Origin of the sequence: Lentibacter algarum (assembly GCF_018860975.1) — a bacterium.
Classification (GTDB): Bacteria; Pseudomonadota; Alphaproteobacteria; order Rhodobacterales; family Rhodobacteraceae; genus Lentibacter; species Lentibacter algarum_A.
This window is the reverse complement of record NZ_JAHKQI010000005.1, coordinates 702401-715427: the sequence shown is the minus strand read 5'-3', so window position 1 is coordinate 715427 and position 13027 is coordinate 702401. Positions and strand designations below refer to the sequence as shown.

The 13027-nt window shown below is 60.1% G+C and carries 13 protein-coding genes and 1 tRNA gene; 7 read left to right on the top strand and 7 right to left on the bottom strand.

The window, feature by feature from the left end; genetic code table 11:
• Positions 1-76: 76 nt before the first annotated feature.
• Both KO498_RS07720 and hisD read right to left on the bottom strand, forming a co-directional pair.
• Positions 77-511, bottom strand: coding sequence for an SRPBCC family protein (locus tag KO498_RS07720; RefSeq protein ID WP_215959292.1), 435 nt, complete (start codon positions 509-511; stop codon positions 77-79).
• A complete protein-coding gene (gene hisD, locus KO498_RS07715; protein ID WP_215959291.1) occupies positions 512-1816 on the bottom strand; it encodes a histidinol dehydrogenase in 1305 nt (434 codons plus the stop codon).
• An 84-nt stretch (positions 1817-1900) separates the two neighbouring features.
• Between hisD and KO498_RS07710 the strand changes: the two genes are divergently transcribed.
• Positions 1901-3304: an amidase gene (locus KO498_RS07710; protein ID WP_215959290.1), complete on the top strand. Its 1404-nt coding sequence runs from the start codon at positions 1901-1903 to the stop codon at positions 3302-3304.
• Between the two features lie 15 nt (positions 3305-3319).
• The gene (locus KO498_RS07705) at positions 3320-3634 is read left to right on the top strand and encodes a DUF1272 domain-containing protein (RefSeq protein WP_215959289.1); all 315 of its coding nucleotides are present in this window, start codon (positions 3320-3322) and stop codon (positions 3632-3634) included.
• A gap of 4 nt (positions 3635-3638) precedes the next feature.
• Here KO498_RS07705 and KO498_RS07700 read toward each other — a convergent pair whose 3' ends face one another.
• From KO498_RS07700 to KO498_RS07690, 3 genes are read right to left on the bottom strand one after another with little or no spacing between them, the layout of a single operon-like run.
• Positions 3639-4109, bottom strand: coding sequence for a DUF2948 family protein (locus KO498_RS07700; protein ID WP_215959288.1), 471 nt, complete (start codon positions 4107-4109; stop codon positions 3639-3641).
• On the bottom strand, positions 4106-5377 hold the full coding sequence (gene murA, locus KO498_RS07695) for a UDP-N-acetylglucosamine 1-carboxyvinyltransferase (protein WP_215959287.1): 1272 nt from the start codon (positions 5375-5377) through the stop codon (positions 4106-4108). The genes KO498_RS07700 and murA overlap by 4 nt, the downstream gene beginning before the upstream one ends.
• Positions 5378-5389: 12 nt before the next feature.
• Positions 5390-5545 (bottom strand): hypothetical protein, encoded by a 156-nt coding sequence (locus KO498_RS07690; RefSeq protein ID WP_215959286.1) that lies wholly within the window; start codon positions 5543-5545, stop codon positions 5390-5392.
• A gap of 83 nt (positions 5546-5628) precedes the next feature.
• Between KO498_RS07690 and KO498_RS07685 the strand changes: the two genes are divergently transcribed.
• Positions 5629-5703, top strand: a tRNA-Thr gene (locus KO498_RS07685).
• Between the two features lie 15 nt (positions 5704-5718).
• Here KO498_RS07685 and KO498_RS07680 read toward each other — a convergent pair.
• Both KO498_RS07680 and KO498_RS07675 read right to left on the bottom strand, forming a co-directional pair.
• Complete coding sequence (locus KO498_RS07680; protein WP_215959285.1) at positions 5719-6411, bottom strand: GntR family transcriptional regulator; 693 nt, start codon at positions 6409-6411, stop codon at positions 5719-5721.
• Positions 6408-7772, bottom strand: coding sequence for a formimidoylglutamate deiminase (locus tag KO498_RS07675; RefSeq protein ID WP_215959284.1), 1365 nt, complete (start codon positions 7770-7772; stop codon positions 6408-6410). The genes KO498_RS07680 and KO498_RS07675 overlap by 4 nt, the downstream gene beginning before the upstream one ends.
• Positions 7773-7849: 77 nt before the next feature.
• On the opposite strand from KO498_RS07675, the gene hutI reads away from it, so the two are divergent.
• Genes hutI through hutU form a run of 4 tightly spaced genes read left to right on the top strand, consistent with a single transcriptional unit; the run spans position 7850 to position 13027 of the window.
• Positions 7850-9043 carry an imidazolonepropionase gene (gene hutI, locus KO498_RS07670; protein WP_215959283.1) on the top strand — a complete coding sequence of 398 codons (1194 nt, stop codon included), beginning with the start codon at positions 7850-7852 and terminating at the stop codon, positions 9041-9043.
• On the top strand, positions 9040-10581 hold the full coding sequence (gene hutH / locus KO498_RS07665; protein WP_215959282.1) for a histidine ammonia-lyase: 1542 nt from the start codon (positions 9040-9042) through the stop codon (positions 10579-10581). The genes hutI and hutH overlap by 4 nt, the downstream gene beginning before the upstream one ends.
• Positions 10578-11363: an N-formylglutamate deformylase gene (gene hutG / locus KO498_RS07660; RefSeq protein ID WP_215959281.1), complete on the top strand. Its 786-nt coding sequence runs from the start codon at positions 10578-10580 to the stop codon at positions 11361-11363. The genes hutH and hutG overlap by 4 nt, the downstream gene beginning before the upstream one ends.
• Positions 11360-13027, top strand: coding sequence for a urocanate hydratase (gene hutU / locus KO498_RS07655; RefSeq protein WP_215959280.1), 1668 nt, complete (start codon positions 11360-11362; stop codon positions 13025-13027). The genes hutG and hutU overlap by 4 nt, the downstream gene beginning before the upstream one ends.

The following is a 13027-nucleotide window of genomic DNA, read 5'->3' as shown; positions in this document are numbered from 1 at the left end:
GCGGCAGACTAAGGGAACATAAGGCCCTTTGGCAATGTCGAAATTACATCGGGGTTAAGGCCTGTTTTGCAGCAAATTAGCCTGACAGAAGCAACTTTAAGCGCGGCTTGTGGCGCGCGCTATAGAGGTATTTAGCCCAGACTGCGAAAATGGAGGTGAGCCATCCAGCATCAATATCAATCTTGTCGCTCAAACGGCTGCCATCTGCCGTCTCTGTCACTTCCAATGTGTGTTTCCAACTTTTCACACCGGCGCCCTTTTCTGACGAACGCAAAATCATGCGCTCATCGTCACATTCCAGCACTTCCATAAAGTAGGGCTGGTTCGGCAGCTTGCCAAAGAGCGAAACCATCACATTCAGTTTCTGACCAGTTACCGCACGCCCTTTTGGCAACCCCTCGAAAGCCGCGATGCCCTGCATGACTTGCGCCAAGGCGCCATAGTCTGTCGCCAAAGCCCAGAGCTCGGCTGCGGGCACAGGATAGTTGCTCTCTACATATACTGTCTTCAATTACTGTCCGTTCAACCTATCCAGCCGTGCTCGCACGCTTAGGCCGTGCGCCTCGAGGCTCTCTGACTTCGCCAATGTCTCAGCCGCTGGCCCGATTTTGCCGAGGGCTTCAGGCGTCATCTTTGCGAGCGTCGTGCGCTTGACAAAATCCATCACCGAAAGGCCGGAGCTAAACCGCGCCGAGCGCGCCGTTGGCAGCACGTGGTTCGGGCCGCCGACATAGTCGCCGATCGCCTCGGGCGTCCAAGCGCCGAGGAAGATCGCGCCGGCGTGGGTAATGCTTTTGGCCAACTCATCAGGGTCAGCCACACACAGCTCCAGGTGCTCAGGCGCGATGCGATTTGACAGCTCGCAAGCCTTGGCCATGTCTGGCACCATGATGATCGCGCCGAAATCTTCCCATGACTTGCCCGCAATGGCGCGGCGTTCGAGCGTTTGCAGATGCTTCTCAATCGAGGCCTGCACAGCCTTGGCAAGTTTCGGGCAATCGGTGATCAACAGCGCCTGTGCGCTTTCGTCGTGCTCGGCTTGTGAAAGCATGTCGAGCGCGATCCAGTCAGGGTCGTTGTCAGCATCGGCGATCACCAAAATCTCGCTCGGCCCTGCGATCATGTCGATGCCGACCTTGCCAAACACCCGCCGCTTGGCCGCCGCGACAAAGGCGTTGCCGGGGCCGGTTATCTTGTCTACCGGCGCGATGCTCTCGGTGCCGTAGGCCAGCGCGGCCACGGCCTGCGCCCCGCCGATGCGGTAGATCTCGTCAACACCCGCAAGCTGCGCCGCCAGCAACACCAGCGGGTTGGCTTTGCCGTCGGGTGTTGGCACCACAATTGCCAGTCGCTCAACCCCCGCAACTTTGGCAGGGATCGCGTTCATCAACACCGAACTCGGGTAAGACGCCAAGCCGCCGGGCACATAAAGCCCCGCCGCGCTCACAGGAGACCAGCGCCAGCCCAAAGTGGCTCCGCTCTCATCAACCCAGCTCTCATCCTGTGGCATCTGCCGCGCGTGGTAAGCCCTGATGCGCCCGGCGGCCAGTTCAAGCGCCGCGCGTTCGGCTTCAGGCACCTGAGCAACCAATGCCTCGATCTCGGCTGGAGAAAATCGCAGCGTTTCTGGTGTCAGGGTCAGCCTGTCAAACCGTTCGGTTAACTCGATCACCGCCGCATCGCCACGCGCACGCACATCGGCGATAATGTCAGCAACAACGGCATCAACATCGGGGCTATCTTCGCGTTTTGCCCCGAGCAGGGCGGTAAAACTGGCTTCAAATCCGGCGTCAGTGGCGTTCAGAAACTGTGGCATGCGCTTATCCTTAAAGGCTTGTGCCCCTCATATCTCTCCGCCAAGCTGCTCTCAACCCTATGATTGCAACCAAGGAGCATAGCTATGAGCGAGATCACCAGTTGGAGCGCTGTCGCCACCGTTGAAGCACTAAAAGCGCGCAAGGTGTCAGCTGTCGAAGTCACGCAAGCGCATCTTGACCGGCTTGAGGCATTAAATCCGGCGCTCAATGCCATCGTTGACGCCGTGCCAGACGCCCTTGAACGCGCAAAGGCGATCGACGCAGGCACGATCAGCGGCGGCATGTTGCACGGCGCTCCGGTAACGACCAAGATCAACGCCGACCAGGCAGGGCTGGCCAACACCAACGGTTTGCCTGCCAACAAAGACAACATCGCGGCTGAGGACTCAGCCGTTGTCAGCAACCTGTTCAGTGCAGGTGCTGTCGTCATTGGCCGAACAAATACGCCCGAAATGTCGCTGCGCTGGTGCACATCAAACCCGCTGCACGGCGTCACTCTCAATCCTTGGGACAAGACCATCACTCCCGGTGGGTCATCTGGCGGCGCCTCAGCTTCGGTCGCGTCAGGCATCGGCGTTATTGCGCATGGCAATGATCTCGGCGGCTCGCTGCGGTATCCGGCCTTTGCTTGCGGTATCGCCTCGATCAAGCCCTCGCTGGGCCGTATTCCGGCGTTCAACGGCACAGCGCCGAGCCGCCCGCCGATCACCAGCGTTATGTCAACGCAAGGGCCAATTGCGCGTTCGGTTGCAGACGTGCGGCTGGGGCTGGCGGCAATGTCAGCAGGCACCTCTCGGGATGCGAACTGGAGCCCCGCGCGCGCCTCTTACCGCAGCCGCACAGGTGACATAACTGTTGGCCTCGCCCCCTCGCCCTTCGCCGCCGAGACACACCCGCACCAACTTAAGGCGATGGCCCTCGCTGCCCAAGGCCTGCGCGATGCAGGCATCAAGACCCGTGAAATTGACCTGCCCGAAACAGCCCTCGCTTCCGAGGTCTGGAACAAACTATTGTTTACGGAAACAGAGATAATCGCCGGAGATGCCGTAAAGCAAACCGGCTCGCCAGAGTTGATAAACTTGCTCAATAATATCGCCGAGTATTCCGGCGGCATCTACGACTTGGAAGGCTACATCAAAGGCCAGATGGAGCGTATGCGGCTGCAACGCGTCTATGCACAGCTGTTTGACGAGGTTGATCTGGTGATGTTGCCGACATCCCTTATCCCGCCGTATGAAAACGATCTCGACTTCAAGGATCGCAGTAAAGCCGGCATGATCCTCGATGCACAAGCGCCGCTCTATCTGGTCAACTTGCTGGGCCTGCCTTCAGTCGCTTTGCCAACACATGTGCAAGACGGGCTGCCGCTCGGTGTGCAACTCATGGGCCCGCAATACGACGACGACTTCGCGCTTGACGTGGCTGAACGGCTTGAAGGCGAGCTCGGATCAGTTCTGGGCCAAATGCCCGAGCCGTTCCGGCTTTAGCACAAGGAGAGCAACATGCTAGAACTACGCCCCAACTGCGAGTTATGCGACCGTGACCTGCCGCACTACAGCCCCGACGCGCGCATCTGCACCTACGAATGCACTTACTGCGTCGCATGCGTTGAAAACGTGCTGCACAACGTCTGCCCGACATGTGGAGGCAACTTTGTGCCGCGCCCGATCCGGCCACACAAAGCCTATCGTGACAGCAAGAAACTCGGCCTCGGGCACCATCCGGCAAGCACGACACGCAAGCATTCACAATGGAGCGTTGAGGACGTGCGCACGCTGGTCGAGGTGCTTAGGAATGTGCCGCCAGACAAGCGCTAGCGCCTTATCCCTCGTGGCTCGGAGCCTGCTTTGAAGGTGCAACATAGGGTCGCGTCACGTCTTTCAACGAGGCTTCAAGCGCTTCACAGGTCAGCTTGATCGCTCCGTCGCCCGCGAGCGTCAGGATAATGTCGCCTGACACATCGTCGCGCGGCTCCCATGTGACTGAAAGCAAAGAAAGAACCGTCTCGGTCTCGCTGCGATCAACGCCTTGGCTGGCCACACGCTGCACCATGTCAAAACTTAGCAAAGACTGCACGCGCTCGGGCTTGTGGCGGTCTTTTCCGGCGTCTTCCCAGCGAAAGCGGTTGAGCAGCAATGCAAAGCGCTGCGCCTTGGCATCATAGCGCATTTCCGTGATCGGAAAGACTGCATCCTGCGTCAGGGCCGAGATGATTTTAAGGTCATCAACGTCCTGCGCTCCAAGGTTCAGCGGGCTCTCGCCACCATCCTCAAACCGTGCATCTTCGCTCATGTTTCCTTCACCCGTTCGATCTTGGCGCCGATACCCGAGAGCTTGCTCACAACTTTCTCATAGCCGCGGTCAAGGTGATAAACGCGGCGCACGACGGTTTCACCCTCGGCTGCCATACCGGCAAGGATCAGCGAAACAGAGGCGCGCAGATCGGTCGCCATCACCGGCGCACCTTTGAGCTTATCAACGCCATGCACGGTTGCCGTGCCGCCATGAACCTCGATGCTCGCACCCATACGCACCAGTTCAGGCGCGTGCATAAAGCGGTTCTCGAATATCTTCTCTTCCAGCACAGATGTGCCCGAGGCCGTGCAAAGCATCGCCATCATCTGCGCTTGCAAGTCGGTCGGGAAGCCGGGGAAAGGCTCGGTCGTAACATCAAGCGCCTTGAGCCGTCCGTTCTTGCGCGCGACTTTTAGGCCCTTGTCGGTTTCGGTCACGTCAACACCGGCCATGTTGAGCTTTTCAACAAAGCTCTCAACAAGGCTCAGCCGACCTCCGAGGCACTCGACTTCGCCACCGCAAATCGCCGGGGCGAGCATATAGGTGCCAAGCTCGATCCGGTCAGTAACGACAGGGTGCGTAGCGGCCCCGAGCCTGTCGACACCCTCAATGGTGATGCTGCTCGTGCCGTCACCTGAAATTTGCGCCCCCATACGACGCAGGCAGTCGGCCAAGTCAACGATCTCGGGCTCGCGCGCGGCGTTGTTAATTACGGTTGTGCCCTTGGCCAGCGTCGCCGCCATCATAATGTTTTCGGTTGCCCCCACAGAGGCAAACGGGAAATCGATCACTGCACCTTTAAGGCCGCCAGTAGGCGCTTTTGCGTGCAAGTAGCCGTCCTTAAGCTCAATCGTTGCGCCCATAAGCTCAAGCCCATCGGTGTGAATATCCATCGGGCGCGCACCGATCGCACAGCCCCCCGGAAGCGACACAACCGCCTCACCAAGTCGCGCCAGTAGCGGCCCAAGTACTAGGTTTGACGCCCGCATCTTGCGCACGATCTCATAGTCGGCAACATGGTTCATCTCGCCGTGGCAAGACATGGCGATAACTTGCCCGTCAGACAGCGTGCTGATCTCGGCCCCAAGGCTTTCAAGCAGCTCAGTCATGGTTTTGATGTCGCTGAGGCGCGGCGCATTGGTCAGCGTCAGCGGCTCTTCGCTAAGCAAGCAAGCCGGCATCAACGTCAGACAAGCGTTCTTTGCGCCTGCGATCGGAATCTGGCCGTTTACAGCGCCGTTGCCTGTTACAATAATCTGGTCCATCTGCTCTACCTTTTAAGTTTTATCACCGTTTGAAACATCAGACTGCACCTTCGCGCGCGCCTTGGTTTGTGCCTTACGTCGGCCCATATTGGCCTTCAAGGCCGCTTTCAAGCGCTCTTCACGTGCGGTTGCACCCTTGGCTTTCGGTTTTGATTTATTCTGCTCCATGCGCCAGTCATATATCGCTTCCCCTCAAGCGTCCAGATTGGCCTTGCACGAAAGCTGATTTGCGTCTAATCACCCGCCACGATGCTGTGGTAGCTCAGTGGTAGAGCGCGTCATTGGTAATGACGAGGTCGGGAGTTCAATCCTCCCTCACAGCACCAGCTTTCCTTCACCCCTTACAATTCCGTCCGCAGCTCATGCTCGGGCCGAAAAAGCAGCCGGACTTTGGTGACAGCTCGGGTGCCGTCCCAAGTGAGGCGATCAATCGCCAGCAGCGCAGCTTGCTCAGGGCAGCACAAATGCGCAGCCTCATCTGCATCAGCCGCCTTGGCGCTTATCGCGATATCGCCATGCGTATAGGGCACGTGCTGCAAGAGCCACTCGTTGGCGCTGATGGTGTCAAACGGCTCGACCAAGGCCTGCGGAACAACCTCGCAGTCAATCCAGCGGTCTTCCAGTGCATAGGGCGTGGCGTTGGCCATGTGCAAAGCCTGAACATGCAACGTCTTGCAATTTGCAGTCACTTGCATCGCCCCGCGCACCGCCGCAGGCGCGCGCATCATTGAACGATCAATAAGCTGGTAGCCATACTTAGCCCCGCGCGCCGCGACTTCCTGCCTGATGATCGCAATATCGAGCGTCGCCTTGGCCACGGGGGCCGCTGCGACCCGCGTGCCGGCTTTGCGTTTGCGGTCAAGAAGGCCCGCCTCGGCCAAAGCCCTCAAAGCTCGGTTAACGGTGGTGCGCGCACAGCCAAACTCTTGCGCCAGCTCGGCTTCTGTCGGGATCAGCTCACCCTGCCGCCACTCGCGCGCATGAATGCGGCGCAGCACTTCTTCTTGCACCGATTGCCAGTCGCGAAAACTCATAATGCATCCTTCAAAGCCTCGATCGTGCGGAGGTATCCAGCCACGATCTTCTCGCGCCCGACATGCCGCCCGCCCTGCACCATATGCCGCCCGGCAGACCAGACATCAACAACCAGCCTGTCGTCACCCGCAAAAATCCAACTGTCCAGTAGCGTGTCATGCGAGCGCCCCCAAAGGTGCTCGCTTGCGGTATCGAGCGTGAGCATATCGGCCCAGTAACCCGCCTCAAGCCTGCCCGATTTGCGCTGCGTGGCCTGTGCGCCACCTGCGAGAATGCTATCAAACATCCGCCGTCCGGTTGAGTGCTCAACCGTCGCCAAAGCCGCGCGGCTGTTGTCACGCAGGCGTTGCGAGTGATCCAAAGTGCGAAGCTCTTCGCTCAAAGCAATGCGGATGTTGCTGTCAGAGCCTATCGCCACCGCGCCGCCACTCTCAAGCCAGCGCACGCCGTCAAAGATGCCGTCACCAAGGCTGCTTTCGGTGATCGGACACAGGCCGGCAACCGCGCCGGACTTTGCCAGGGCCACGGTCTCTTCGGGCAACATCTGTGTGCAATGTATCAGGCAAAAGCGCTGATCAAGCCCCATGTTCTTCAGCGCCCATTCAACAGGCCGCACGCCCCAGTGGGCCTCGACTTCCTCAACCTCAGGTATCTGCTCTGCAAGGTGCATGTGGATCGGGCCACGGGCAAACGCCGTGCTATATTGCCTCAAATCCTCGACACCAACTGCGCGCAAAGAGTGCGGCGCAACACCATAACCCGCGTCCTCAGGCAATGCTTTGACAGCCTCAACAGCCCCCGCATGCAAAGCCTGAAAGCGCTCGAAGGTGTTGCCAAACCTGATCTGCCCATCGCCCAAAGCGCGCCCGTCGCAGCCGCCAAACTGGTAGTGAACAGGCAACATACACAGCCCCATGCCCGAAGCCTCAGCCCCCGCCGCAACGCGCTCGGCCATCTCGCTCAGGTTGTCATAAGGCACGCCGCCGGGCTGGTGGTGCAGGTAATGGAACTCGGCATTGCAGGCATATCCCGCCTCAAGCATTTCCATCTGCACGAAGGTGGTTATGGCCTCGACGTGCTCGGGCGTGAGGCGGTCAAGAAAGCGAAACATCAGTTGCCGCCACGTCCAGAAACTGTCGCTGGCATTCGGCCCGCGTCGCTCGGTGAGCCCCGCCATAGCACGCTGAAATGCATGAGAGTGCACATTCACCGGCGCAGGAAGCAAACATTCAACCCGCTCGCCCACCTCCGCCGCGCCAACCGTCACCGCATCAATGCGCCCGACAGCGTCGATATCAACCCGCACATCGCTTGCCCAACCATCTGGCAGCAATGCCTGTTTCGCCCAGAATATTTTCATAATGCACCCGCTTGACAAATTATTATGTATGCACATAAAAACATTAAGCGCATCTAATAGCAAGTGAGTCTCTACCAATGCTTTTAACAAACGCCCACATCGCGACCCTACAAAGCAACGACAGCTTCGGCCTCATAGCCGATGGCGCAATCGCGCTGGAAGGCGAGCAAGTCGCATGGGTCGGCGCGGCCAAAAACCTGCCCGCAGGCTACAACACCCTTCCCACACAAGACCTCGGCGGCAGGCTCGTCACCCCTGCGTTTACCGACTGTCACACGCATGTCGTCTTCGGCGGCAACCGAGCGGCAGAGTTCGAATTGCGCCTCAACGGGGCCAGTTATGAGGAAGTCGCGCGCGCAGGCGGTGGCATCGTCTCAACCGTCACCGCCACCCGCAATGCCTCCGAGGCAGACCTGCTGACAGACGCCCTCACCCGCGTTGATGCGCTGATCGCCGAGGGTGTCACGCTGATCGAGGTAAAGTCAGGCTACGGCCTAGACCGCGATAGCGAGCTCAAAATGCTCCGCGTGGCGCGTGCCATCGCGCAAGCACGCCCTGTTGATATCCGCACAAGCTACCTCGGCGCACATGCAACACCGCCCGAGTATAAAGACCGCCCCGATGCCTACATTGACGAGGTTTGCATCCCCACACTTCACGCCGCACATGCCGAAGGGCTGGTTGATGCCGTCGATGGCTTCTGTGAGGGCATCGCCTTTGATACCACGCAAATCTCCCGAGTGTTTGACGCTGCCGTGGCCCTCGGCATTCCCGTCAAACTCCACGCTGAGCAACTCTCCAACATCGGCGGCACACAGCTCGCTGCGCGCTACAATGCCCTCTCGGCCGATCACGTCGAATACGCCACAGAGGCCGACGCCCAGGCACTGGCCGCGTCAGGCACAGTCGCAACCGTCCTGCCCGGTGCCTTCTACACCCTGCGCGAAACCCAAAGCCCACCCATCGCCGCCTTCCGCAAACACGGCGTGCCCATCGCACTGGCAACCGACTGTAACCCCGGCTCCTCGCCGCTCACCTCGCCGCTGCTAACCATGAACATGGCCTGCACGCTGTTCCGGATGACTCCGCTTGAGGCCTTGCTCGGGATCACCGCCCATGCCGCTGCCGCTTTGGGCGAGGTAACCCGTGGCCGTATCACCGCTGGCGCTCACGCCGATCTCAACATCTGGAACGCGGCTCACCCCGCGGAACTCGCTTATCGCATCGGCTTCAATCCGCTGCACGCACGCATCTTCAAGGGGGCACTATGACAGTCATTCTCACACCGGGTGCAGCCACGCTTGCCCAACTGCACGACATCTACACAAGTGAAAAGCCGGCCACGCTGCACCCTGCTTCGCACGCAGGCATAGAAGCAGCAGCAGCCCTCGTCGCCAAGGCCGCCGCTGGCGATGCCGCCGTCTATGGCATCAACACTGGCTTTGGCAAACTCGCTTCCGTCAAAATCGCGCCCAAGGACGTAACCACCCTGCAGCGTAACCTCATCCTGTCGCATTGCTGCGGCGTGGGCGATGCCCTCGACACTGCAACAACCCGCCTGATGATGGTGCTCAAACTGCTCTCTCTGGGGCGCGGTGCCTCCGGCGTTGTTATGTCTACCGTGCAAATGATCGAAGCCATGCTGGCCAAGGGCGTCACCCCCGTCGTGCCCTCTCAGGGTTCGGTCGGAGCCTCGGGCGATCTCGCCCCGCTCGCTCACATGGCCGCGGCGATGATCGGCGAAGGCGAGGCAACTTACAAAGGCCAACGCATGCCAGCCGGTGAGGCCCTCAAGAAAGCCGGTATCGCCCCTATCGTTCTCGGTGCAAAGGAAGGCCTCGCGCTGATCAACGGCACGCAGTTCTCGACAGCCTGCGCTCTCGTCGGCCTCTGGGGCGCTTTTCAGAATGCGGCCACGTCCGTGCTCACCTGTGCCCTCTCGACTGATGCAATCATGGGCTCAACCGCGCCCCTGCAAGACGCGATCCACACACTGCGCGGCCATGCAGGGCAAGTCGCCGTCGCTCGCGCCCAACGTGCTTTGATGGAGGGTTCCGAGATTCGCGAAAGCCACCGTGACGGCGATACCCGCGTGCAAGACCCCTACTGCATCCGCTGCCAACCGCAAGTCACCGGCGCGGCGATTGATCTTTTGCACGCCGCCGCTCGTACACTCGAGATCGAGGCCAACGCCGTCACCGACAACCCGCTGGTTCTGGTCGAGGAAGGCCTCATTGTCTCCGGCGGAAACTTCCACGCCGAGCCCGTCGGTTTCGCCGCCGACCAGATCGCCGTTGCAGTGTCCGAGATCGGTGCAATCGCCCAGCGCCGCGTGGCCTTGATGGTTGACCCGACGCTGTCATTTGACCTCCCGCCGTTCCTCACACCCGATCCCGGCCTCAACTCCGGCTTGATGATCGCAGAAGTTACGACAGCCGCTTTGATGAGTGAAAACAAACACCTAGCAAACCCCTGCACGACCGACAGCACCCCAACATCGGCCAATCAAGAAGACCATGTCAGCATGGCAGCCCACGCCGCCCGCCGCTTGCTTCGGATGAACGCAAACCTCAACGTCATCCTCGGTGTCGAGGCCATGTGCGGCGCGCAAGGCATCGAGTTCCGCGCGCCTCTGCAAACCAGCGCAACGCTGAAAACCGCAATCGAAGTGCTGCGCACTGACGTTCCGACAATGGGCGAAGACCGCTACATGGCCCCCTCGCTAGAAGCCGCCGCTACGCTGGTTTCATCAGGCGCGCTGACACGCTCGGTTACCCTGCCTGCTTTCGTCACGGGCCTGCCAGAATGACGCCCGTAAGCACCCAGCAAGGCAACAGCCCCCTCGTCCTCGGCCTGCCCCATACAGGAACGTATGTTCCTGATGACATCTGGCAAAAACTCAACACCAACGGCCAAAAGCTCGCCGATACCGACTGGCATATTGACCAGCTTTACGACGGCTTGCTTGAGGGCATCACCACCGTCAAAGCCGAGTTCCACCGCTACGTCATCGACGCCAACCGCGACCCTGCTGGCGTGAGCCTATACCCCGGCCAGAACACCACAACGCTGGTGCCGCTCACCGACTTTGACGGCGAGAGCATATGGCGAACCGAGCCAAGCGAAACCGACATCACCGCCCGTCGCGACACATTTCACACGCCCTACCACGCCGCCCTAAAAGCCGAACTCATGCGCGTCAAAGCCCTGCACGGCTACGCGATCTTGTATGATTGCCATTCGATCCGCTCTCATATCCCCTTCCTGTTTGAGGGCGAGCTGCCGATCTTAAACATTGGCACAAACCTCGGCACAACCTGTGATCCGCGCATCGAAAGCTCCGTCGTAGACATTGCCCGCGCGTCGGCACACAACACCGCCCTCAACGCCCGTTTCAAAGGCGGCTGGACAACACGCCACTACGGGCAGCCGTCTGAAAACATTCATGCAATTCAAATGGAAATCGCCCAGCGCGCCTACCTTGAAACCGAGGCCGCGCCGTGGCGTTACGACCCCGCAAAAGCCGAGAACCTATGCGAAACCCTACGCCCTATCCTGACATCACTCGCCAATTGGAGGCCGCTCATATGACCAACTCACGCCACAACACCCGCGACGTTTTCCCTGCAACTGGCAGCGAAATCACCGCCAAAAGCTGGCTCACCGAAGCGCCGATGCGCATGCTGATGAACAACCTGCACCCCGATGTCGCCGAGAACCCGCATGAGCTTGTGGTTTACGGCGGAATAGGCCGTGCCGCGCGCACTTGGGAAGACTTTGACGCCATCGTTGAAGCCCTGAAGGAGCTCGACGACACGCAAACGCTCCTCGTGCAATCCGGCAAGCCCGTTGGCGTGTTCAACACCCACAAGGACGCCCCGCGCGTGTTGATCGCCAACTCCAACCTCGTGCCGCATTGGGCCAACTGGGATCACTTCAACGAGCTCGATAAAAAGGGCCTTGCGATGTATGGTCAGATGACCGCTGGCAGCTGGATCTACATCGGCACGCAGGGCATTGTTCAAGGCACCTACGAGACCTTCATGGAAGCCGGACGCCAGCACTATGAGGGCAACCTCAAAGGCCGTTGGATCCTCACTGGTGGCCTCGGAGGCATGGGCGGAGCGCAGCCACTCGCAGCCGTCATGGCCGGCGCCTGCTGCCTCGCTGTCGAGTGCGACGAAACCCGCGCCGACTTCCGCCTGCGCACCCGTTATGTTGATGAGAAGACCCACGATCTTGACGAGGCCTTGGCCATGATCGAGCGTTGGACTGCCGCCGGAGAGGCCAAGTCTGTTGCGCTGATTGGCAATGCCGCCGATGTCTTCCCAGAGCTGGTCAAACGCGGCATTCACCCCGACATGGTCACCGACCAAACCAGCGCGCATGACCCCGTGCATGGCTACCTTCCGCAGGGCTGGAGCGTGGCCGAATGGCGCAGCAAGCAAGAGAGCGCGCCCAAAGACGTTGAAGCCGCAGCGCGCGCCAGCATGAGAGTGCAAGTTGAAGCGATGGTGGCTTTTGAAAAGGCGGGCGTTCCGACGTTTGATTACGGCAACAACATTCGCCAAGTCGCGCTGGAAGAGGGCTTGGAAGACGCCTTCGCCTTCCCCGGCTTTGTGCCTGCCTATATTCGCCCGCTGTTCTGCCGCGGCGTTGGCCCGTTCCGCTGGTGCGCGCTGTCTGGCGACCCCGAGGATATCTACAAAACCGACGCCAAGGTGAAAGAGCTGATCGACGATGCGCACCTGCACAACTGGCTCGACATGGCCCGCGAGCGCATCGAGTTCCAAGGCCTGCCCGCGCGTATCTGCTGGGTCGGCCTCGGGTTGCGCGACAAGCTCGGCCTCGCTTTCAACGAGATGGTGCGCAACGGCGAGCTTTCCGCCCCCGTCGTCATCGGCCGTGACCATCTGGACTCAGGTTCAGTCGCCTCGCCCAACCGCGAGACGGAAGCCATGAAAGACGGCTCTGACGCAGTGTCAGACTGGCCACTGCTCAACGCCATGCTCAACGTCGCAGGCGGCGCAACTTGGGTGTCGCTGCACCACGGCGGCGGCGTCGGCATGGGCTTTTCACAACACTCCGGCATGGTCATCTGCTGTGACGGCTCCGAGGACGCCGACCGCCGGATCAAAAACGTGCTCTGGAACGACCCTGCAACAGGTGTCATGCGCCACGCCGATGCTGGCTACGAGGAAGCGCTTGAGTGCGCCCGCGAGAACGGGCTGAACCTGCCGGGCATCTTGCGCTAA